Source organism: Paraburkholderia sp. AV2 (assembly GCF_054968425.1).
This window is the reverse complement of sequence record NZ_JBANLK010000005.1, coordinates 30,066-50,652: the sequence shown is the minus strand read 5'-3', so window position 1 is coordinate 50,652 and position 20,587 is coordinate 30,066. Positions and strand designations below refer to the sequence as shown.

At 66.9% G+C, this 20,587-nt stretch carries 21 protein-coding genes and 1 pseudogene; 8 read left to right on the top strand and 14 right to left on the bottom strand.

All coding sequences use genetic code 11. From position 1 onward, the window contains the following. Positions 1-96: 96 nt before the first annotated feature. From otsA to V8683_RS05490, 3 genes are all read left to right on the top strand, one after another. Positions 97-1,494 carry an alpha,alpha-trehalose-phosphate synthase (UDP-forming) gene (gene otsA / locus V8683_RS05500; protein ID WP_411189480.1) on the top strand — a complete coding sequence of 466 codons (1,398 nt, stop codon included), beginning with the start codon at positions 97-99 and terminating at the stop codon, positions 1,492-1,494. 126 nt (positions 1,495-1,620) lie between these two features. Then, complete coding sequence (locus V8683_RS05495; protein ID WP_411189481.1) at positions 1,621-2,784, top strand: AAA family ATPase; 1,164 nt, start codon at positions 1,621-1,623, stop codon at positions 2,782-2,784. A gap of 207 nt (positions 2,785-2,991) precedes the next feature. Further along, complete coding sequence (locus V8683_RS05490) at positions 2,992-4,059, top strand: glycosyltransferase family 4 protein (RefSeq protein WP_411189482.1); 1,068 nt, start codon at positions 2,992-2,994, stop codon at positions 4,057-4,059. 32 nt (positions 4,060-4,091) lie between these two features. On the opposite strand, the gene V8683_RS05485 is transcribed toward V8683_RS05490, so the two are convergent. The 3 genes from V8683_RS05485 to V8683_RS05475 form a co-directional block, all read right to left on the bottom strand. Further along, entirely contained in the window at positions 4,092-4,679 is a 588-nt protein-coding gene (locus V8683_RS05485; protein WP_411189483.1) for a BPSL1445 family SYLF domain-containing lipoprotein, read from the bottom strand. 231 nt (positions 4,680-4,910) lie between these two features. Continuing rightward, the gene (locus V8683_RS05480; RefSeq protein ID WP_411189484.1) at positions 4,911-5,366 is read right to left on the bottom strand and encodes a hypothetical protein; all 456 of its coding nucleotides are present in this window, start codon (positions 5,364-5,366) and stop codon (positions 4,911-4,913) included. Positions 5,367-5,619: 253 nt separating this feature from the next. Continuing rightward, the gene (locus tag V8683_RS05475) at positions 5,620-5,934 is read right to left on the bottom strand and encodes a PsiF family protein (protein WP_411189485.1); all 315 of its coding nucleotides are present in this window, start codon (positions 5,932-5,934) and stop codon (positions 5,620-5,622) included. 184 nt (positions 5,935-6,118) lie between these two features. On the opposite strand from V8683_RS05475, the gene V8683_RS05470 reads away from it, so the two are divergent. Next, positions 6,119-6,415: a YciI-like protein gene (locus tag V8683_RS05470; protein ID WP_411189486.1), complete on the top strand. Its 297-nt coding sequence runs from the start codon at positions 6,119-6,121 to the stop codon at positions 6,413-6,415. Between the two features lie 32 nt (positions 6,416-6,447). Here V8683_RS05470 and V8683_RS05465 read toward each other — a convergent pair whose 3' ends face one another. Next, on the bottom strand, positions 6,448-7,107 hold the full coding sequence (locus V8683_RS05465) for a phosphoribosyltransferase (RefSeq protein ID WP_411189487.1): 660 nt from the start codon (positions 7,105-7,107) through the stop codon (positions 6,448-6,450). A 194-nt stretch (positions 7,108-7,301) separates the two neighbouring features. On the opposite strand from V8683_RS05465, the gene V8683_RS05460 reads away from it, so the two are divergent. Further along, on the top strand, positions 7,302-7,523 hold the full coding sequence (locus tag V8683_RS05460; RefSeq protein ID WP_411189488.1) for a hypothetical protein: 222 nt from the start codon (positions 7,302-7,304) through the stop codon (positions 7,521-7,523). Positions 7,524-7,560: 37 nt separating this feature from the next. Here the strand turns inward: V8683_RS05460 and V8683_RS05455 are convergent, their stop codons facing one another. Beyond that, positions 7,561-8,418, bottom strand: coding sequence for a LysR substrate-binding domain-containing protein (locus V8683_RS05455; protein ID WP_411189489.1), 858 nt, complete (start codon positions 8,416-8,418; stop codon positions 7,561-7,563). A 118-nt stretch (positions 8,419-8,536) separates the two neighbouring features. Here V8683_RS05455 and V8683_RS05450 point away from each other — a divergent pair, with 118 nt between their 5' ends. Further along, entirely contained in the window at positions 8,537-9,697 is a 1,161-nt protein-coding gene (locus V8683_RS05450) for a 2-aminoethylphosphonate--pyruvate transaminase (RefSeq protein WP_411189490.1), read from the top strand. A gap of 66 nt (positions 9,698-9,763) precedes the next feature. Beyond that, the gene (gene phnX / locus V8683_RS05445) at positions 9,764-10,567 is read left to right on the top strand and encodes a phosphonoacetaldehyde hydrolase (RefSeq protein ID WP_411189491.1); all 804 of its coding nucleotides are present in this window, start codon (positions 9,764-9,766) and stop codon (positions 10,565-10,567) included. Between the two features lie 124 nt (positions 10,568-10,691). On the opposite strand, the gene V8683_RS05440 is transcribed toward phnX, so the two are convergent. Next, positions 10,692-11,813: an asparaginase gene (locus V8683_RS05440; protein ID WP_411189492.1), complete on the bottom strand. Its 1,122-nt coding sequence runs from the start codon at positions 11,811-11,813 to the stop codon at positions 10,692-10,694. A 391-nt stretch (positions 11,814-12,204) separates the two neighbouring features. Here V8683_RS05440 and V8683_RS05435 point away from each other — a divergent pair, with 391 nt between their 5' ends. Beyond that, complete coding sequence (locus V8683_RS05435; RefSeq protein WP_411189493.1) at positions 12,205-12,522, top strand: YnfA family protein; 318 nt, start codon at positions 12,205-12,207, stop codon at positions 12,520-12,522. Positions 12,523-12,546: 24 nt separating this feature from the next. Here V8683_RS05435 and V8683_RS05430 read toward each other — a convergent pair. From V8683_RS05430 to V8683_RS05395, 8 genes and pseudogenes are all read right to left on the bottom strand, one after another. After that, a pseudogene (locus tag V8683_RS05430) lies at positions 12,547-12,687 on the bottom strand (thioesterase family protein); the annotation flags it as partial. A gap of 1 nt (position 12,688) precedes the next feature. Further along, positions 12,689-14,059, bottom strand: coding sequence for a sensor histidine kinase (locus tag V8683_RS05425; protein WP_411189494.1), 1,371 nt, complete (start codon positions 14,057-14,059; stop codon positions 12,689-12,691). Beyond that, entirely contained in the window at positions 14,046-14,762 is a 717-nt protein-coding gene (locus tag V8683_RS05420; protein WP_411189495.1) for a response regulator transcription factor, read from the bottom strand. Before V8683_RS05420 ends, V8683_RS05425 begins: the two co-directional genes overlap by 14 nt. 29 nt (positions 14,763-14,791) lie before the next feature. Further along, positions 14,792-16,342: an alkaline phosphatase family protein gene (locus V8683_RS05415; RefSeq protein WP_411189496.1), complete on the bottom strand. Its 1,551-nt coding sequence runs from the start codon at positions 16,340-16,342 to the stop codon at positions 14,792-14,794. After that, positions 16,339-17,067, bottom strand: a complete 729-nt coding sequence (locus tag V8683_RS05410; RefSeq protein ID WP_411189497.1) for a TonB family protein — start codon at positions 17,065-17,067, stop codon at positions 16,339-16,341. Before V8683_RS05410 ends, V8683_RS05415 begins: the two co-directional genes overlap by 4 nt. A 1-nt stretch (position 17,068) precedes the next feature. Continuing rightward, the gene (locus V8683_RS05405) at positions 17,069-17,467 is read right to left on the bottom strand and encodes an ExbD/TolR family protein (RefSeq protein ID WP_411189498.1); all 399 of its coding nucleotides are present in this window, start codon (positions 17,465-17,467) and stop codon (positions 17,069-17,071) included. A gap of 2 nt (positions 17,468-17,469) precedes the next feature. Next, positions 17,470-18,159: a MotA/TolQ/ExbB proton channel family protein gene (locus V8683_RS05400; RefSeq protein ID WP_411189499.1), complete on the bottom strand. Its 690-nt coding sequence runs from the start codon at positions 18,157-18,159 to the stop codon at positions 17,470-17,472. 22 nt (positions 18,160-18,181) lie between these two features. Further along, positions 18,182-20,356 carry a TonB-dependent receptor gene (locus V8683_RS05395; protein WP_411189500.1) on the bottom strand — a complete coding sequence of 725 codons (2,175 nt, stop codon included), beginning with the start codon at positions 20,354-20,356 and terminating at the stop codon, positions 18,182-18,184. Positions 20,357-20,587: the final 231 nt, after the last annotated feature.

Genomic DNA, 20,587 nt, shown 5'->3' with positions numbered 1-20,587 from the left:
GTGAGCACGATAGCCGGGCCGGCCTCGGCGGCCTGTGGCTCCAGGAGCACCCACCCGGCGCCCGGAGTCGAGGCAAGACGTGCGGAGGAAGCCGGAATGGGTAGATTGATCGTCGTGTCGAATCGCGTGGCAACGCCAACGGAGACCAAGGGCTCCGCAGGCGGGCTGGCCGTGGGCGTGTTCGGCGCGCTCAAGGACGCGGGCGGCGTCTGGTTCGGCTGGAGCGGCGACGTCGTCAGCGAAAGCGTGGCGAACGCGGGGCCGGTCCTTGTCGACGAAGAGCCCGTCACGTTCGCGACCGTCGGTCTCACGCGCAAGGACTACGATCAGTACTACCGCGGCTTTTCGAACGCCACGCTCTGGCCCGTCTTTCACTACCGCAACGACCTCGCGCGCTACGAGCGCGACGAGTACGCGGGATATCGCCGCGTGAACGCGTGGCTTGCCCACAAGCTCATCAAACTGGTCGACCCCGACGACAACATCTGGGTGCACGACTACCATCTGATTCCGTTTGCCGAAGCCCTGCGTTCCGAGGGCGTCACGAACCGGACCGGTTTTTTTCTGCATATTCCGTTTCCCTCGCCGCAGGTGCTGCAGACGATTCCGCCGCACGATGAACTCGTGAGATCGCTGTGCTGCTACGACCTGCTGGGCTTTCAGACGCGCAATGACCAGCAGGCGTTTCACGACTACATCGTGCGCGAGGCGCGCGGCAAGGTGAGCGAGCAGGGCGACAAGGCCCAGGTGGAAGCGTACGGCCGCAGGTTGCGCACGGGCGTCTATCGCATCGGCGTGTTCCCGGACGAGATCGCCGAACAGGCGGCCCGCTACGAGAGCCGCCAGCATGTGCTCGACCTCAAGCAGAGCCTGGAAGGGCGCAAGCTCATCATGAGCGTGGACCGGCTCGATTATTCGAAAGGGCTCGTCGAGCGTTTCCACGCGTTCGAGCAACTGCTGGAAGACGCCCCGGAGTGGCGCGGCAAGGTCACGCTCGTGCAGATCGCGCCGCCCACGCGCTCGGACGTCGCCAGCTACCGGCTGATCCGCGAGGAACTCGAACGCGAGGCCGGGCGCATCAACGGCCGCTACTCGGGGCTCGACTACACGCCGATCCGCTATCTGAGCCAGCAGTACGACCGCTGGAAGCTGATGTCGCTGTTTCGCGAGTCGCAGGTGGGCTATGTCACGCCGCTGCACGACGGCATGAATCTCGTGGCGAAGGAGTATGTCGCGGCGCAGAACCCCGCCGACCCCGGCGTGCTCGTGCTTTCGGTCTTCGCGGGCGCCGCCGCCGAACTCTCGGGCGCGCTGCTCGTCAATCCGCACGATGCGACCGGCATGGCGGAGGCGCTGCAGCGGGCGTTGTCGATGCCGCTTGCGGAGCGCCAGTCGCGCTACGAGACCAACATGGCGGCGCTGCGGCGCAACGATCTCGGCGTCTGGCGCGACACCTTCCTGAGCGATCTGGCCAACGTGCCCCGGCTGCGCTGATCGTCCCGGTGACGTCCGGTCTCGACCGCGCACGAGGCTTGGCTGGACGTTGCGCGAGGCGCAGCCTCGGGCCGGCGTCGCGCGCGATTGCGTATGATCCCGCGATCGCTTCCGCCACACTGTCTCATGCTGACCACGCTCGCCATTGCCAACTACCGCTCGCTGCGCGAACTGATCGTGCCGCTCGGGCCGCTCAACGTCGTTACCGGACCGAACGGCAGCGGCAAGTCGAATCTCTACCGTGCATTGCGTCTGCTCGCGCTCACTGCGCGAGGCGGCGTGATTCCCTCGCTCGCGCGCGAGGGCGGACTGCAATCGACGCTCTGGGCCGGCCCCGAGCGCTTCTCCCGCGCAGTGCTTGAGGGCGCCGTCCCGGTTCAGGGCACCGTGCGCAAGGACGTCGTGAGTTTGCGTCTCGGCTTCGCGGGCGACGCGTTCGGCTATGTGATCGATCTCGGGTTGCCGACGGCGTCGACGTCGCAGTTCGCGCTCGACCCGGTCATCAAGCGCGAATGCATCTGGAGCGGGCCGCTGCTGCGCCCTTCGGCGTTGCTGGTCGACCGCCAGGGTCCGGCGATCCGCATCCGCGACGAAGCGGGGGACTGGACCACGCTGGCGCAGCCCGTCGCGAGCTTCGACAGCATGATGTCGGAGTTTGCAGACCCGCGCAGCGCGCCGGAGATGATCGCGGTGCGCGAGCAGATTCGCTCGTGGCGCTTTTACGATCACTTCCGTACCGATGAGCTGGCCCCCGCGCGACAGGTACAGATCGGCACGCATTCGCCGGTGCTTTCCGACGACGGCGCGAATCTCGCCGCGGCGTTGCAGACGATACGCGAGATCGGCGACAGCGAAGCGCTCGACACGGCCGTCGCTGACGCCTTTCCCGGTGCGCGGGTCGAGATCGTCAACCACGAAGGCCGCTTCGAACTGGCGCTGCGCCAGCAAGGGCTGCTGCGGCCGTTGCGCGCGGCCGAGCTTTCGGACGGCACCTTGCGCTACCTGCTGCTCGCGGCGGCCTTGCTGAGTCCCAGGCCGCCGGCACTCCTCGTGCTCGACGAACCGGAAACGAGCCTCCATCCCGACCTGCTGGCTTCGCTGGCGCGCCTCATCGCGCGGGCGTCACGGCATTCGCAGGTGCTTGTGGTGTCGCATGCGGCGCGCCTCGTCGCGGCGCTGGAGCGCGAGGAGGGCAGCCGGTCGATCGTGCTGGAACGCAAGCTCGGTGCGACCGCGCTGGCCGACGCCGAGGCGCTCGACCTGCCGCCCTGGAAATGGCCGTCGCGCTGAAGGCGGGCGCACGGGAAAGAATTCGGGCGCGGGTACGCGGCTTGCACGGCAACGGGGCTTTATGCGGAAGGCGTCCCCGGGGCGGCGGCCGGCCTGTCGCCCGCTGCCGTGCCGGTTCGCGTTCGCCTTGCCTTACAATGCGTCATGAGATCAGAAGCCGCGGCGCTGCCCGATCGCGCCCGCGCACCGGATTGACGGAGACTCCCGATGAGAATCGCCCAGATCGCCCCGCTCACCGAATCGGTTCCGCCCAAGCTCTACGGCGGCACGGAACGCGCCGTGTCGTACATCACCGAAGCGCTCGTGGACCTTGGCCATGAAGTCACGCTGTTCGCGAGCGGCGACTCGGTCACGCGTGCCAGGCTCGAGCCAGTCTGGCCGCGCGCGCTGCGCCTCGATCCCTCCATCCGCGACCGCATCGCGCCGCACATGCTGCTCATGGAAATGGTGCGCCGCCAGGCCGATCAATTCGACGTGCTGCACTTCCATATGGACTACTACTCGTTCTCGGTGTTCAAGCGCCAGGACACGCCGTTCGTGACGACCTTGCACGGCCGCCTCGATCTGCCCGAGCAGCAGCCCGTATTCGATACCTTCAACACGGCGCCGGTCATTTCGATCTCGAACGCGCAACGCCAGCCTTTGCCTCAGGCCAAGTGGCTCAGCACGGTCTATCACGGGCTGCCCGAGCACCTCTATGTGCCGCAGCCGGTCGAGCAGCGCTATCTGGCCTTCCTCGGCCGCATCTCGCCGGAAAAGCGCGTGGACACGGCGATCGGCATCGCGCGCCGCTGCGGGCTGCCCATTCGCATCGCGGCGAAGGTGGACGAGGCCGACCGCGAATACTTCGAGCGCACGATCAAACCACTGTTGGCACTGCCAGGCGTCGAGTTCATCGGCGAAATTTCCGACTCGCAAAAGGCCGAATTCCTTTCGGGTGCCCACGCGCTGCTGTTTCCGATCGACTGGCCGGAGCCGTTCGGCCTCGTGATGATCGAGGCAATGGCTTGCGGCACGCCCGTGATCGCGTTCAACCGCGGCGCGGTGCCGGAAGTCGTGGACGAGGGGGTGACGGGCTATATCGTGGAAGACGAAATCGGCGCGGTGGCCGCCGTGAACCGCCTCGCGCGCGTGCCGCGCGCCGGCGTGCGGCGCCGCTTCGAGGAGCGCTTCACGTCGCGCCGCATGGCGCAGCAGTACGTGGAGGCGTATCAGGCGGTGATCCGCGCGAGCCGGCGCTCGCGCTTCAAGGTGATCGATACGTCCGCGAGCTGAACGGCTCGCGGAATGCAGCGCACGTTTCTTCCTTAGAGGTCGAGACGCGAGATCTTCGTGCTGTTGAGCGACAGGTCGCCGATCAGGCCGCTGTCGGTCATCACGAACACTTCGACCGGTTTCACGGCGGTGGTCGTGTCGATGCTGCCGTTCGCGCCGACCTTCACGAGCGCGACCGAAGCGTCGCCGCCCACCGACCAGCCTTCCGAGGTGTGCAGCCGCTCCAGCGCATCCTGCGTCATGAAGAGATAGACGACCGACTTCGTCTGCATGCCGAGCGTGGCGCCCACCGACACCGACGTCGTGCTGTAGTAACCGGCCGTGCTGCCGCCTATGCGCAGCGCGCCGTCGCCGTGCTCGCCGCCGATGCCGATACCTGCCTGAGTGACCTTCGGGAACACCAGGATGCCGCGTGCCTTGCTGACCAGTTCACGTGAGCCCGGCACGGTCTGGAACAGGCGCGAGAGCGTACCGTCCACGCTCGCATCGATCGCCTGTTTGCGTGCATCGTTCGAGGCGGCGGTGGGAGGTTGATCGCCGGTGGTGCTGCAGCCTGCGAGCGTGACGCTGGCGAGCGCAATGGCGATCGAAGCCTTCAGAAGGAAGCCGTACTTTTGCATTTTCTTCTCCGTTTTGGTGGCCGGATACCGCACCGCTAATGGCCAGGAAGGCCGACTATGCGGGCTGAAGCGGTTATAGCACAGATATTTCTGGGGGCTGTTTGAGCGAGCCCATCCCGCAAGCATCCGGAATGGGCCGCGGTGCGGCGTCGAAGCGGCGCACGGCAAAGGGCTGCCATGCGCGATGGGTGATAACGACAGCGGACACCGCAACTATTTGCCGCAGTGGCGTCATTGCTCCGGTACGGCTTTCGCGGGCGGCTTCGCAGGCGGGCGCCGAAGCGCGCGGCGAACGCCGCCGATCAGCACGCCGAGGGCGAGCAGCGTGGCCGCCGGCACGATCCAGTAGCCGACGAACGCATGCCAGAGATAGCCGAAGAGCGTGCTGCGGCGCAGTGCGTATTCGTCTTGCGCTTCCTGCCAGCGCGCGGCGTTCCGCGCCAGGACTTCGGCCGGGCAGCCGGCGGCGCGGGCCGTGTCGGCGCTGCCCTGGCAGCGCTGCGGCAGGCCGGCGCTGCGTTCGGCGTCGGTGAACGTCCACGTGGCCAGCGCTCGCTGGAGATCCTCGCGGTTGTAGGCCATCTCTTCCTGAACCTCGCGCACGGCGACGATCATCACCGGCACCAGCCAGAATACGATCACCAGCAGCCAGCGGCGAAACCAGCGGTTCTTGTGTCTCCATGCCATCCGTGCCTCCGTTCGATGCCATTGGCATCAACGTCAACCGGCGGCCCGATGGCGTAGGCGTTATGTCGTTCGGGATGGGACCGCCGTTGGAGCCATCATAGGAGAAAAACGGCGTGTACGAAGGCGGCGCCTGGGCGGAGGGGAAAGTGCGAGGAGTCGGGTGGGCGGAGCGGGTTGAGCCGGTTGAGGCGCAGGCGCGCGAAAAAAACGCGCGGCTGTCGTAACCGCCGCGCGCCCGCAACCGGTGTGGCGGTCAGCTCTTCGTCGAGAGGCACTGCTTCATGAAGGCCTTGCGGTCGTCGCCTTTCTTGTCGCCGGCCTGCGTGTTGCACGCCTTCATCCGTTCCTGCTGCGACATTGTCGGCGCCGGTGCGCCGCTGGCCGAAAGACATTGCTTCATGAAGGCCTTGCGGTCGTCACCCTTCTTGTCGCCGGCCTGCGTATTACATGCCTTCATCTTCTGTTGCTGGCTGTTCGGCGCGGCTGCAGAAGCGGGGGTCTGGGCGAACGCCGGTGCGGCCAGCACGCCGCCCAGCACGATTGCAGCAATAACGGATTGCATTTTCATGGGTCACTCCCTTGGGATTTCGACGTTGTCGGTAGTCGTGCGAGCGGGCCTTGGCGGTCCATTTTCGCGGCGACCATTATGGCAAAGCCTTCTTAAAAACGGGGCAGCAATGTCCGCGGTTGACGGCATACCGCACAATGCGATTTACACCCCGTAGTTACGTGAACGCCTTAAGGAGGGCACGATGCATTGGCTCTTGATGTACGAACTCGCCGAAGACTATCTCGAACGCCGCGCCGAGCACCGCAACGCCCATCTCGCGCTTGCCTGGGCGGCAGCGCAACGGGGCGCACTGCTGCTCGCAGGCGCGGTGGCCGATCCGGTAGACAGCGCGCTCCTGCTATTCGAGGGCGAGACATCCGCCGCGGCCGAAGCTTTCGCGCGCGCCGATCCCTATGTCACGGCGGAACTGGTCCGAAGCTGGCGCGTGCGGCCCTGGCAGACCGTGGTGGGAGAGCGCGCGGCCAATCCTGTGCGCTGAGCCGAGGGGCACCGGCGAGCACCAGTGGGCCCTCAGGACAGATCCGGGCCGCGGGCCGCTTCGTCGAGCAGCTCGCGCACGGTATCGTCGCCAACCTGATCGAAGTCGAGGTAGAACTGCCCGACGCTGTAGAAGTGCTGGGGCGCGAGCACGCTGACGAGTTCGTCCACAGCGTTGCCCAGACGGTTGCGCGCCAGTGCGGGCGCAACGGGGACCGCGGCGACGATACGGGCCGGACCGAGTGTCGCGAGGGCCCGCGCGGCAGCCTGAAGCGACGCGCCCGTCGCCATCCCGTCGTCGATGACGAGCGCCACGCGTCCGGCTACGGCCACCGGCGGCCGCTCGCCGCGATAGCGCGCTTCGCGGCGCCCCAGTTCGATGCGCGCCGTGGCCAGCGCGCTTTGCAGTTGTGCCGCGCTCACGCCGGCTTCGCGCACGAGCGCTTCGTCCACGAACTGCGCGCCGTTCGACGAGAGCGCACCCATGGCGAGCTCCGCATGCCACGGCGTACCGAGCTTGCAGACGGGCAGGACATCGAGCGGCGCGCCCAGCGCGGCCGCGACCTCGAAGGCAACCGGCACGCCGCCGCGCGGCAGCGCGAGCACAACGACGTCGCGTCGTGAAGCGTACGGGGAAAGTTGCTGAGCGAGCAGGCGGCCCGCTTCGTGGCGATCGGTGAACGGACGCTCCATGACGGGCTCCGGGGCGAAACAACCCGACCAGTTTGCCACGCTGTGCCCGGTCTCGTAAGGGAAATGAAGAGGGATGCAGAACATTGCCGCCTTCGCCGCACGATTGTCATTTGCTAACGCGTATTCGTCGTTTGGTCGCGTGCCTCCCCGTCGTTACGATGGAAGGACCGCCCACCCACGACGAGGTCCCGACCATGTCCGAATCCGCTTGTTTCAAGCCGCGCGTCATCGAGTCGGCCGCCGCGGATTGCCCCGAGGGTTTGGGTCTGGCGGTGGAGTTATGGCTGTCGCGGCCCGTGGACGGCATTGCCGGCCGTGCCGTGCGCATTCATTTGCGCAGCGGCGCGCGCATGGAGCAGGCGGAGACGCTGCGCGACCTGCTCAACGCCATCGGCACGAATATCATCGTGAGCTGAGTCGTTACCCGAACCGGCGCACCCGAGCCGGCCGCGCTCAGTCTGGATCGATTGCGAAGAGGGCGTCGAGCAGGTTCGAAGACGGCTGATCGGCGAGCCTCGTGAGCGATTCGACCATGCGCACCTGGCAATCCACGAGCGGCACCATGCGGATGCGGCGCGACTCGCCGAACTCCGCATGCGCGATCACCCCCACGCCCACGCCCTGCGCGATGGCCGTCTGCAAGGCCTCGCGGCCGTCCACGTAGAGCACGGGCTGCACCTGCAGGCCTTTGCGCACGAGTTCGGCTTCGAGCAGTTGCTGCGTCACCGACTGCGCCTCGCGAAAGACCATCGGCTCGCGCACGAGCTCCTCGTAGCTCATGCGCCGTTTCTTCGCGGCGGGGCTGTCGGCGGGGACGACCGCGACGAGCGGTTCTTCGCGCAGCACGCGCGTTTGCAGGCGGCTATGCACCTGACGCGCCGCCGTGATCGCCGCGTCCACCTCGCTGGCGAGCACGCGGCGCAGGCATTCGGTCGCGTTCGCGATCGACAGCTTCACCACCACGCCGGGATAACGGCGCCGGAATACGCCGATGAGCTTGATCGCGAGGTCGGGGGCATCGGCGATCAGCGAAAGCTCGCCCGACTCCAGCGCGCCCGCGGCCTCCAGCAGCCGGCGGGCGTCGCGCTCGCAGCCCACCATCTGCCGCGTCACTGCGAAAAGGCGCCGCCCGAGGTCGGTCAGCTCGACGCCGCGCGGCGCGCGCTCGAAAAGCTTGACTCCGAAATCCTGCTCCAGCCTCCTCACGTGGTCCGAGATGGCCGGCTGCGTGAGCGAGAGCGCCTGCGCGGCGCGCGAGAAGCCGCCATGTTCGGCGACGGCGTGAAAAGCGCGTAACTGGGCGTACTGCATGGCGATCCGGTTCCGATAAGTTTAGCTTATGTAAGCATCGATTATATCGATTTTACCGATGTATGACGTTCCGGTACTGTGTCGGCATTCGATGCTGAACCCCGACCGGAGTCGCCGCATGACCACCCCCGCCGAACCTTACCTGCTGACCCCCGGGCCGCTCACCACGGCTGCTTCCACGAAGGAAGCCATGCTGCGCGACTGGGGCTCGTGGGACGGCGAGTTCCGGGCCATGACGGCCCGGTTGCGCAGCAGCCTGCTGGCGATCGCCGGCGGCCCCGAGGGCGCCTGGGACTGCGTGCCGCTGCAGGGCAGCGGCAGCTATTGCGTGGAGGCGATGCTCGGCAGCTTCGTGCCGCGCGACGGCCACGCGCTCGTGCTCGCAAATGGCGCCTACGGCAAGCGCATTGCGACGACGCTGCGCTATCTGGGCCGCCGCCACACCCTGCACGATACCGGCGACTATCTGCCGCCGCGCGCGGCCGACGTCGAACGCCTTCTCGTCGCCAACACCGACATCACGCATGTCGTGGTGGTCCACTGCGAGACCAGCTCCGGCATCCTGAACCCGATCGAGGAGATCGCCGCCGTGACGGCGCGCCAGGGCCGCCGTCTTTTGATCGACTCGATGAGCGCGTTCGGCGCGGTGCCGCTCGACGTGTGCAAGCTGCCGTGCGACGCGTTCGTTTCTTCCGCAAACAAGTGCATTGAAGGCGTGCCGGGCTTCGGCTTCGTGATCGCGAAGCAGGACGTGCTGCGCGAGGCAAAGGGCAACAGCCATTCGCTCTCGCTCGACATCCACGATCAATGGGATGTGATGAACCGCACGGGCCAGTGGCGCTTCACGCCGCCCACGCATACCGTCGCCGCGTTCGTCGAGGCGCTGCGCCTCCATGCCCTCGAAGGCGGCCAGCCCGGGCGTCTCGAGCGCTATGCGCGCAACCGCGACGTGCTGGTCGCGGGTATGTGCTCGCTCGGCTTCGAGCCGCTCCTGACCGAGGCGTGGCGTTCGCCCATCATCGTGACGTTTTTTTCGCCCGCCGATCCGGCGTTCCATTTCGAGCGTTTCTACGAGCTGATGAAGGCGCGGGGTTTCATCATCTATCCGGGCAAACTGACCGCCGTCGAGAGCTTCCGCATCGGCTGCATCGGCGCGCTGGACGACACGGTGATGCGGCGCGTCGTGACCGCATGCGGTTCGGCGCTGCGCACGCTCGGCGTGACGAGCGGCGCACCGGATCTCGCCGCGCTCGGCGCGCGCGAGGCGCTCGCGGCATGAACGGCCGCTGCGGCCGCCATATCACGCAAGAACTCTCTACGCAGGCATTTCGCAGGACTTAAGGCAATGAAACACGTTAAGGCAGTGATCTTCGACTGGGCCGGCACGGTGGTGGACTATGGTTCGCGCGCGCCGATGGGGGCATTCGTCGAAACCTTCGAGGCGTTCGGCGTGCCGATCACGATCGACGAGGCGCGCGGCCCGATGGGCATGGCCAAACGTCCGCACATCGCGGCGCTGATGGCGCTGCCGCGCGTCGCGCAAGCCTGGGAGGCGCGCCACGGCCATGCGCCGGGCGACGCGGACATCGACGTCGTGTACGACGTGTTCGTGCCGAAGAACGTCGCGGTTGCCGCGCAATACAGCGACGTGATCCCGGGCGTGCCCGCCGTGACCGCCGCGCTGCGCGCCGAAGGCGTGCGCATCGGCTCGACCACGGGCTACACGCGCGAGATCATCGACCAGATCGTGCCGGGTGCGGCCGCGCAGGGCTTTCAGCCCGACAGCATCGTCTGCACCGGCGATACGCCCGAAGGCCGTCCGTCGCCGTACATGATCTATCGCACGCTGCCGCAGCTCGGCGTGTGGCTCGCGCGCGATGCGATCAAGGTGGACGACACCGAGGTCGGCATCGAGGAGGGTATCAACGGCGGCACGTGGGCCGTGGGCGTGGCCGTAAGCGGCAACGCGTTCGGCATGACCGAGGAAGAGGTGCGCGCGCTCCCGCTCGACGAATTCGCGCGTCGCCGCGAGGCAGCCGTGGAGCGCCTGCGCGCCGCGGGCGCCCACTATGTGATCGACAGCGTGGCCGACCTGCTGCCCGTGGTGAGCGAGATCGAAAACCGGCTGGCACGCGGCGAGCGTCCCTGAGTGTAGTAAAAATCCCTGAGCGGTGGAGCAGTTCAGCGGAGCTCCTCGGGCGCGCCTTCGCGTTGATCGCGAGGCGCGCCTCTTTTTGCCTGTCTTCCGGCGCTAGCGATACCAGGCCCGCGGCTTACCAGGTAGCCGCGAATGCCTTCTGCACCTGCGCCGTCTGCGTGATGCCGTTCGCGATCAGGATCTGCGTGAGAATGCGCGCCTTCTGAGGATTGAGGTCGAGCGAGACGGCAAAGCCGCTGGTGTCGTCGTTGACCTCGACGTTGCGGTTCACGAAGCCCGAGCCCACACGCGACGCGCGCACCACCACGATTCCTTGCTTCGCGGCGCGCTGCAACGCATCGAGGGCCGTTTTCGAGGTGTTGCCGTCGCCGACGCCGGCGAGCACGATGCCCTTCGCCTTGTCCGCGATCGCACTGTCGATCTCCATTGCGTCCATGTTCGCGTGCGAGTACACGATCTCGACGCGCGGCAGCGCGTCGCCCGAGGGCAGCGCGTACTTGTGGCTGTCGGGCTGGTAGGCAGGCGCGACGAAGCGCACGCTCGCCGGATCGACATAACCGATCGGGCCGGTGTCGGGCGACACGAAGGTCTGCACGCTCGTCGTGTTGGTCTTCGTGGTCCAGCGCGCCGACTGGATCTGGTCGTTCAGCACCACGAGGACGCCGCGCCCGCGCGCGGACGGACTGGCCGCGACCTCGACGGCTTCGTACAGATTGCTCGGGCCGTCCGCGCTCGTTGCCGTGGACGGACGCATCGAGCCGACCAGCACGACGGGCTTGTCGGTATGCAGCACGTTGTCGAGGAAGAACGCGGTTTCTTCGAGGGTGTCGGTGCCGTGCGTGATCACGACGGCGTCGGCCTCGTTTTTGTCGAAGATCTCCTGGATGCGGCGCGCGAGCGTAAACCAGACCTTGTCGTTCATGTCCTGCGAACCGATCGAGGCGACCTGTTCGGTGGAAAGGTGGGCCAGCTTCTCGATGCCGGGCACGGCCTGCACGAGCTGCTGCGCGCCGACGGCACCGGCGTTATACGCATTCGCGGCACGTGTATCGGCCTGGCCGGCGATGGTGCCGCCCGTGGCGAGCACGGCGACGCGCGGCAGGTTGCCCTGGCCGCTGTCCTGCGCGTGCGCGGATGGCGCCTGGAAAGCCGCGGCGGCAATGATCAGCGCGGCGGCGACAAAGCCGTTCCAGGCGCGCCGGCTGGCCGGCGATTTTTGTCGAATGGCGTTCTGCATGTTTGATTTCCTCCGGCTTTGGAAAATCGGTTTATTGGAAACTGCCGATGCGAGAAATCATTATTGGCGAATTTTCGGAAAGTTTAATTGAGTGTGCGCAATTTATAAGGCGTCGAGCGTTTTTTTGCGAGCGAGAAAGCGTTGAGGATGCGTATTGGGAATTCGACGACGCCATTCAGGTGAGATTATTTCGAAAAGAGAAGCGGTAGGTCGATTTATTCAAGCATTCTTTGACGAGAATTGAAATTATCGGAATATTCGTTCGAAGACCTGAAACGCGAGGAATTTATGTTTTCGGGAAATACCTGCGGTTTCTCGTCGCTCGCGGCGCTGTGCCGGCAGGGGCTTGCCGCGGTACCATGAGCGCCCCAAATTGCGACACCGCTTTACGATGACGACATTCCTGCTATTCGTGCTGACCGCGCTGGCCGAAATCGTTGGCTGCTACCTGCCGTACCGATGGCTGCGCGAAGGCGCGAGCGCGTGGTGGCTCGTGCCCGCCGCCGCCTCGCTCGCGCTGTTCGCAGGGTTGCTCACGCTGCACCCGAGCGCGGCCGGCCGCACGTATGCGGCCTATGGCGGCGTCTACGTTTGTGTGGCGATGGTTTGGCTTTGGGCCGTCGAGGCGATCCGGCCCAGCGCGTGGGACTGGGCCGGCATGGCATTCACGCTGATCGGCATGGCGCTGATCGCATTCCAGCCGCGCTAGCCGCCAGCCACAAGAGAGAGCGTATCAGCCGACCGTGTTGACGTTCTGAAATTGGGCGCGGAATGCCTCCGGCATCGGCACGACTTTCCTGGCTTCGTAGTCGAAGAACACGAAACCGGACTTGGCCATCGCGATCAGCGTGCCGTCGGTCGGGCGCGCGGTCCGGTCAGGCGGTCGCGGGTTTGGGGAATCTCAGTTGCATCCGGCAGCCTGGCTCGTTGTCGAGGATTTCGATGGCGGCGTCGTGCACGCGCGCAATCGCCGCGACCAGACTGAGACCGAGACCGTGGCCGGGTGTCGAATGCTCGAACCTGTGAGCCCGATAAAAGGTGTGCAGCACGGCGCCGCGCTCGGCCGGCGCGATGCCGGGGCCGGTGTCGGCCACCACGAGCAGCGGTTGTCCGCCGTCGAACCGCACGCCCAGTTCGACCGCGCCGCCCTCCGGGGTGAACTTGAGCGCGTTGTCGACGAGGTTCTCGATCGCGCCGAACAGCAGATCGAAGTCGCCGTTGACTTCCACGGGCACGCCGGTATCGAGCGTCAGCGAGAGCCGGCGATTCTCCGCCAGCGGCTCGTAGAGTTCGGCGACGTCGCGCAGCACGGTGTCGAGCGCGACCGTGCGGAAGCTCGCGCGGCGGCTGCCCGACTCGACTTCCGCGATCCGCAGCAGGGCGGTGAAGCGATTGAGCACCACGTCCGACTGGCCGATGGCGACGTCGATGGCGTGGCCGAGCGCCTCGGGGGACCCGGTGCGCCGCCGGGTGCGTTCCAGCCCCGCGCGCAGCGAGGTCATCGGCGTGCGCAGGTCGTGGGCGATGCCCGCGCACACGCCGCGAACCTCACCGACGAGGCGCTCGATTTCGTCGAGCATCGTGTTGACGATGGCGGCGAGGCGGTCGAGGTCGTCGGTCGTGCCGCGCAGCGGCAGGCGCCGGTTGAGCTTGCCGGCCATGATCTCGCCGGCGGTCTCGCTGATCGCCGCGATCCTGCGGTTCGAAATATGGTTGAGCGCCGCGCCGCAGGCGAGCGCCAGCAGACTCGTCAGCGCGACGCCGGCGCACAGCGTTTTCAGCAGGGTGCGGTCGAAACGGCGGACTTCGTCGATCGAATGGCCCACGACGATGCGCAGGCCGCTCGTGGTCGGAATGATGACGCCGCGATAGTGCGCGGTCTTCGTGCGGTCGCCGTCGCGGATCGTTTCCGTGTAATTGAACGGCTTGCGGTCCTTTTCGGGCGGCAGGGCCGAGATATTGCCCGCAAGGCGTACGCCCGCGGCGTCGAACAGGCCATAGGGCCGCGAAGTCGCGATGTCGCGGCGGCTCAGCGCCGCGATCGTCGCGATCGCCTGAGTGCGGTCGATCGCATGAAACTCGGCGAACTCGCCGCGCAGCCGCTCGTCGACCTCGTGCAGCAGATAGCTGGCCGTGAGCCAGTAAAGCAGCGCGAAGAGGGCGATGGCCGAGCCGACGAACACGGCCAGCAGCCAGCCGACGCCGCCGGAGAGGCGCGCGCGGCGGCGGGCGTCAGCCCGCGGCATGGATGATATAGCCGGCATTGCGCACCGTCACGATCATGGCCGAAAGCCGCCCGTTGCAACTGAGCTTGCGGCGCAGGTTGCTGATATGCATGTCGATCACGTTGGTCTGCGTGCCGAAGTGATAATTCCATACCGACTCGAGCAGCATCGCGCGCGTCACCACTTCGCCCGCGTGGCGCATCAGGAATTCGAGCAGGTTGTATTCGCGCGGCTTCAGATCGATCAGTTCTCCCGAACGCTGGACGACGTGCGTTTCGGTGTCGAGCGTGAGATCGTCGATCTGCAGTACCGATGCGTCGGCCGAGCCGGCCAGCGTGGCATGGCGGCGGCGCAGCAGCGCGTTCAGGCGCGCCGTCAGCTCCAGCCCATCGAAGGGCTTGACGACGTAGTCGTCACCGCCGGCCCGCAATCCGCGCACGCGCTCGTCCACCGCGTCGAGCGCGCTCAGGATCAGCACGGGCGTCTCTTTGCCGATGTTGCGCAGCGTGGTGAGGATCGAGAGGCCGTCCAGGTCGGGCAGCATGCGATCGAGCACGATGGCGTCGAATTTGCCGTTGGTCGCCCGCAGCAGCCCCTGAAAGCCGGTCGGCACGCACTCCACCTCGAACCCGTAGTCTTCGAGAGCGGCGGTGACTTCCAGCCCCGCGCCGGCGTCGTCTTCGACGACCAGCACGGTGGGGCGGCTTGCGAGCGGGCTGTTCATCGGCAGTTCAGTGGCAACCTGGTGGCAACTTAATGGCCGGAGGCCGGCGTTAGCGTTTCGTCATGCGCGAGCGGATCCGTCGTGGCCCAGGCCGTGCCCGGCAAGACCGGTGTGCCTTCCAGCGCGACGGCTTGCAGTGCTTTCGGCGGCAGGCCGAGCGCCGCAAGTATCGTCGGCGCGACCTGGGTCGTCGAGACGGGCCACGTGACGCTCGCGCCCGTCGCGGCGAGCCGCGGGCTCGACACGAGCAGCGCGACGCGCGTGTCGTCGCCGTGAAACCCGCCGTGCTCGGCGAGCTTACCATCGTGCGGTGGCGTGAATATGACACCGTTGCGCGACACGACCACGATGTCGGGCGTGCGGCTGTCGGCGGCTGGGGCCGGGAAGCGCAGCGCGAGACGCTCGCCGCTGATCACGTCCGCGATGCCGAGCGCCTCTGCATGCGCGCGCAGCGCCGCCGTGATGGCCGGGGCCGCGGCGGGGTTGCGCAGCCACACGAGCGCGCCGTGGTCGGTCGTCAGTTGCGCGAGGGCGCCCGGCGCGGCCGCATCGATCACCTTCGCGAGCTGGGCCTCGTCGATCTTGTCGAGCCGCGTGCGGTCGATCGGGCCGTTGCCGTGCTTGGCCGTCACGATCACGAGCGTGTCCTCGCGCAGGTGGTGGCGGTCGAGTTCGGTCACGAACGCATGCAGCAGGGTGTCGACATGCGCGATCGCGCTTTCCAGGCCCGGCGTGGGATCGCCGTCCGCGTCGCGGTAGCCGTAGATCTTCTGCGCCACGTTGACGGCCTGCAGGTTCAGGCCGAACACGTTCGGCACGGTTGCCGAGGCGCGCCCGTCGTGGGTCAGGCCGTCGATCTCGTTGACGAGCGCGCGGGCCTTCATGTCGTCGTAGGCCTCGGTTTTCGCGAGCGAGCCGGTGATTTCGCGCGCCTTCGCGTCGGTGAGCCCCTCGTAGTTGGCGCCGATCTCCGGCAGGAACAGATCGTCGACGCCATGGCCCGAAGGCCCCTCGACGAGTTCGTAGGTCGGGTGCTTGTCGATCCACGCCGTGTAGCCGCCCGCGTCGCGCACGGCTTCGAAAATGGTGTTTACGCGCAGGTAGGCATGCGGGTAGACCGGTGCGCAGCCATGCCGCGGATCGAGCGGCAGCTTGGCGGCGTCGATTTCGTCGTGGCCGTGGCCGTCGTCCTTGTCGAGCGATTCGTCGTAGCGCACGCGCGTGCCCGTGCGGCTGCAGTCGCTGCCGGGGGGCGCGAGGGCGCGGTCGTACGAGTCGTCGTAATACACGCCGGTCGCCGCGGGCGTGCCGCCCGTCACAAGCGCGAGCAGGCCGGGAAACGAGTCGGCCGGCACGACCGCCTGGGCGTTCGTGTAGTCGATGCCTTGGGCTGCGAGCTGCGCGAGCGTGCTATCGGGATGAGCCGAAACGTAGCGGGCGAGGTCGCTCGCGTGGAGCCCGTCCACGCTCACCAGCAGCACGTGGTGCACAGGCGCGTTGGCGGGCAGCGTGGCGGCAGTCGCCGCGTCATTAATAAGGAAAGCGAAGCAAGCGGAGAGTACGGGCAGAATCAGTTTCATTCGTGATCGTCTAGATTGAAGTTGACCCATAGTTGTTCGGTAAGGGTTTTGCCCGCAAAGGCGGGTTCCGGCCTGGGATAGTCCGCGTCGCGCACGGCGGCGAGCGCCGCGCGGTCGAGCAGCGCAACGCCGCTGGACACGACCACGGTTTCGCCCGACACGGCCCCGTCGCGGTACTGGAACGCGACGCGCGTGCGCCCCGAAATGCCGGCCATGCGCGCCGATTCCGGGTAGTGCAGCGCAGCCTGGATCGCCGCGCGCACCTTGCTGGCGAAGTCCGGGCTCGGACCGGCCGGCGCGGGTGTGGGTGCAGGCGCCGGGGCGGGCGCGGGCGGCGGCGCCGCGTCGGTCGGTGCCGTTGCCGGGGAGGGCGCGGGCAGCGGAGCCGCGGACGGCGCCGGCGTGGGCCGCGGCGGTTCGGTGACGGGCCGGGGCGGCGCCGCATGCGCGGCGCGATGAACCGGCTCGGTCCGGTGCGGTTGCGGCACCGGCGGAGGCGGCTTGGGCGTCGGCGGTGCTGGCGTCGGCGCCGCAGGGTGCGGTGCCGGCGCGCTCGTCAACGAAAGCAGGGTGGGCGGCCGCTCGGGCGGCGGCGCGGCGCTCTTGTGCGCGAGCATCGCCCAGCCGAGCCCCAGCAACACCAGCTCCACGACGAGCGCGACGCCCGCCGCCGTATACAGGCGCCGCTCTTCGGACACGACGGATGCGGTGGAGAGGGTGGCCATGTCACTTCGCCGCCGGCTGGGCCGCGAGGGCGACCTGGGTCACGCCGGCCGCGCGGCACGCATCCATCGCGGCCACGAGGTACTGCAGGCGCGCGCCGCTTGCGCCGGCGATCGTCACGACCGTATGCGCCGGATCGGCTTCGCGGCCAAGCAGCGCCGTGAGCTGGGCGGGCGTGAGCGTGCGCGAGTCGACCGAGAGCGTGCCGTCGTCGGTGAGCGTGACCGTGATCTTCGGCGGCGGCAGCGGCTGCGCGGTGGAGCTCGACGGCAGCCGCGTGGCGAGGCCCGCGTTCGGGATCATGTGCAGCGTGATCATGATGAAGAACACCAGCAGGAAGAACATGATGTCGATCATCGGGATGATCTCGATGCGGGCCTTGCGTGCTTCGAAGTACTTCATCGTCACGCTCCCTGCGAGGCCAGTCTTGCCGCCACGTCGCGCCGGCTTTCCTGCACCTCGGTCAGCGGCTCGTACGCGATGCCCGACATGCGGTTGACGAGCGACATCTTCACCGTTTCGAGCTGATGCACGACGATCCGCACGCGGTTGTGCAGCCCGTTGAAGAACAGCAGGCCGATCATCGCGACGAACAGACCCGATGCGGTCGCAACGAGTGCCTCGGCCACGCCGCCCGTCACCTGGGTCGGCGCATTGCCGGGGTTCGAGAGCACCTGGAACGCGTGGAACATGCCGACGATCGTGCCGAAGAGGCCGAGCAGCGGGGCGAGCGTCACGGCCGTGTCGAGCACCCAGAGGAAGCGGTCGATGCGCGGCGCCTCGCGCATGATGGTTTCGTCGAGCGACGCCGTGAGTTTCTCGCGGCTGCGCTCGCCCGCCATGCGCGCGGCGAGCGATATGACCCGGCCGACCGGCAGATCGCGATAGCGGGCCGCGAGCGTCGAGAGCGCCGCGGCATCGACGCGGTCGAGGCGGTCGAGCTGGTCCAGCGCCGCACGGCCGCTCGCGGCGACGCGCTGCAGGAACCAGGTACGCTCGACGATGACGGTCAGCGCGACGAACAGCATGGCCGCGATGACGTACAGTACGCCGCCCGAATCGCTCGCGAGATGCATCAGGGTGTCGGCAGTCATGGCATGGAACTCCAGTCAGAGGTTAAAAGTCGGTCGAGACGGTCGCGATGACCGAGCGGCCGGGGATCGTCCAGTAGAGCGGCGTGTTGTCCGCGGCGGTGTAGCCGGCGAGGCCGTCTATGCTCGTCCGGTTGAAGAGGTTGTCGATCTCGAGGCCGATGCGCGTGTTGCGCATCCACGTGGTCGGCGACTTGATCGTGTAAGCGCCGGCCAGGTTCGTGACGAGGAAGCCGCCGATCGGCTGCGTGTCGCCCGTATCGCCGTACTGGTGGCCGATGAACTTCGAGATCAACGAGGCGTGCAGCGGACCGCGGTCGTAGATCGCGCCGAACGCGGCGGTCTGCTGCGGCGCATTCTGCATCCACGCGCCGGTGCTCTTCTGCTTGGCCGAGTTGAACGTGAGGTTGCCGTAGAGACTCACGCCGTAGCCGACGTAATACGTTGCCTCGGTTTCGACGCCCTTGTAGACGGCGCCGCCCGCGTTCGAGAAGTACGTTTCGCCGCCGACCGTGGTGCTCGTCACGGCATTGCGGAAGTTGATGTAGTAGACGTCGGCCGCGACCGTCAGGCGGTTTGACTTGTACGTGGTGCCGATCTGGTAGTTGTCGGTCTGCTCGGGAGCCGGTTGGCCGGACAGCGAGGGATTCGGCACGTAGAAGACGTTCAGGTTCGGCGCGAGGAAACCCTGGGCGTACTGCACGTACGCGCTCCAGTTCTTGTTGAAGTCCTCATGCAGCGTGACCGAGGGCAGGACCTTGGTCCACGTGTGGCTGAAGTCGACGGGGGCGCCCGTGCTCTGGTTTTGCGGCGAATCGATACTGCGCTCGAACGACACGTACTTGACGCCCGGCGTGAGCGTGAGCCCGTACGGCAGCTTCCACGCGTACTGGATGTACGGCTGGAACGTGAGCATCGTGTCGTGCATCGTGAAGTTCAGTTGCTCCAGCGCAAAGTTCAGCGTGTCGTCCACGTTCATGTTGTCGCGGTAGTTCGTCTGGTACGCGAGCCACCCGCCCAGCGTCAGCTTGCCCGGACCCAGATCCCGCTGCGCGTCCAGGACGTCGCCCCATGCGCGATAGTTGTTGGCCATCTGCGTGCCCGGCACGTTGTCCGCGCCGAACGTGGTGCCGTTCGGCGTCTCGCCGTTGGGGTCGAGGCCGTTGAAGCCGTCGTGGTAATAGCCGTAGGTGTAGACCTTGTTGTCGAGCTTCCAGCTTCCCAGCACCGTTTGCAGGCCGATATATTCGAAGTCGGTGTTGATGCGGTCGAAGTTGTAGCCGTAGAACGCCTGGCTAGCCGGATTGCCGTTCAGGCCGAAGTTCGGGCCGTACTGGGCGATCTGTGCGGCCGTCGCGCCGAGCGAGGTGTTCTGGTAGATGCGGTTGTAGTCGGCGTAGAACGTCAGCAGCGTGTCGTTGCCGATCGGCTTGTCGAGCTTGAAGTAGAAGTTGTCGCGCCGCTGCCCGACGTCGTTCAGATAGCCGTCGCTGTCCGAGTGGTCGTAGCCCACTACCGCGCGCGCGTCGCCCCACTGCTGCAGGTCGCCCGTGTTGAACTGGCCGCCCGCGAGCCACGTGTTCCAGCTACCGTAGGAGCCGAGCACGGTGAACGCCGGCGTTAGCGAGGGCTCGATCGAGGCGATGGACACCGTGCCCCCGAAGGTCGCGAAGCCGATCTGCGAAGCGTCGCCCGGACCGCGATCCACGGCGATGCTACCGATGTTCTGCGAGTTGAAGAACGACGTCGAATGGTGCGTGAAGTCGTTGGTGTCGCCGAACGGAATGCCGTCGAACGTCACGTTGTACTGGCCGTCCTGAAAGCCGCGGATCGTCAGGCTTTGCGTTTCCATGAGGCCGGGACCGTTCGGGGTAATGCCCGACACGCTCGGCGCGATCTGGATGATGTCGCTGTAGTTGGCCGTGGGCGGCGTGCTGTTCTGGATGTAGTTCTTGTTGATGATCGACTTCGGCTCGGAAGCCGTGAGCGAGCCTTGGGTCGGCGCCTGTGCCGGGGCCGACTGCGGATTGTTCGGGTTGCCCGTGTCGCTCGTCGCCGAGCCCGACGAAGCGGTGCTTTGCACGGCGCCGAGATCGCCGCTCGACTGCGCGAAGGCAAGCGGAGCGCCCGTAGTGCAGAGCGAGGCCAGAAGAAGTTGTGCCAGCGGCTTTCTGCGGAACCGCGTCTGATGCTGTGTCATCCGTAGGTGTCCTTGTTTTCGATTGACGATCTGGTTGAGAGACGCGGCAATCGTAGAGACAAGGAATTAATCGGCCGTGATGCCTGTCTTACGAAGTTAAGAAGCGTGGCGGGAGCCGAAGCCGAGGAGCCGGCGGACGATTGCCCCCACGTCGATGAAATTCGAGGCGGAAGGCGAGATGGTGAGGCCGGCGTGTTGCAGCCGAAAGGCGGGATGCTTACAGCTTTTTAT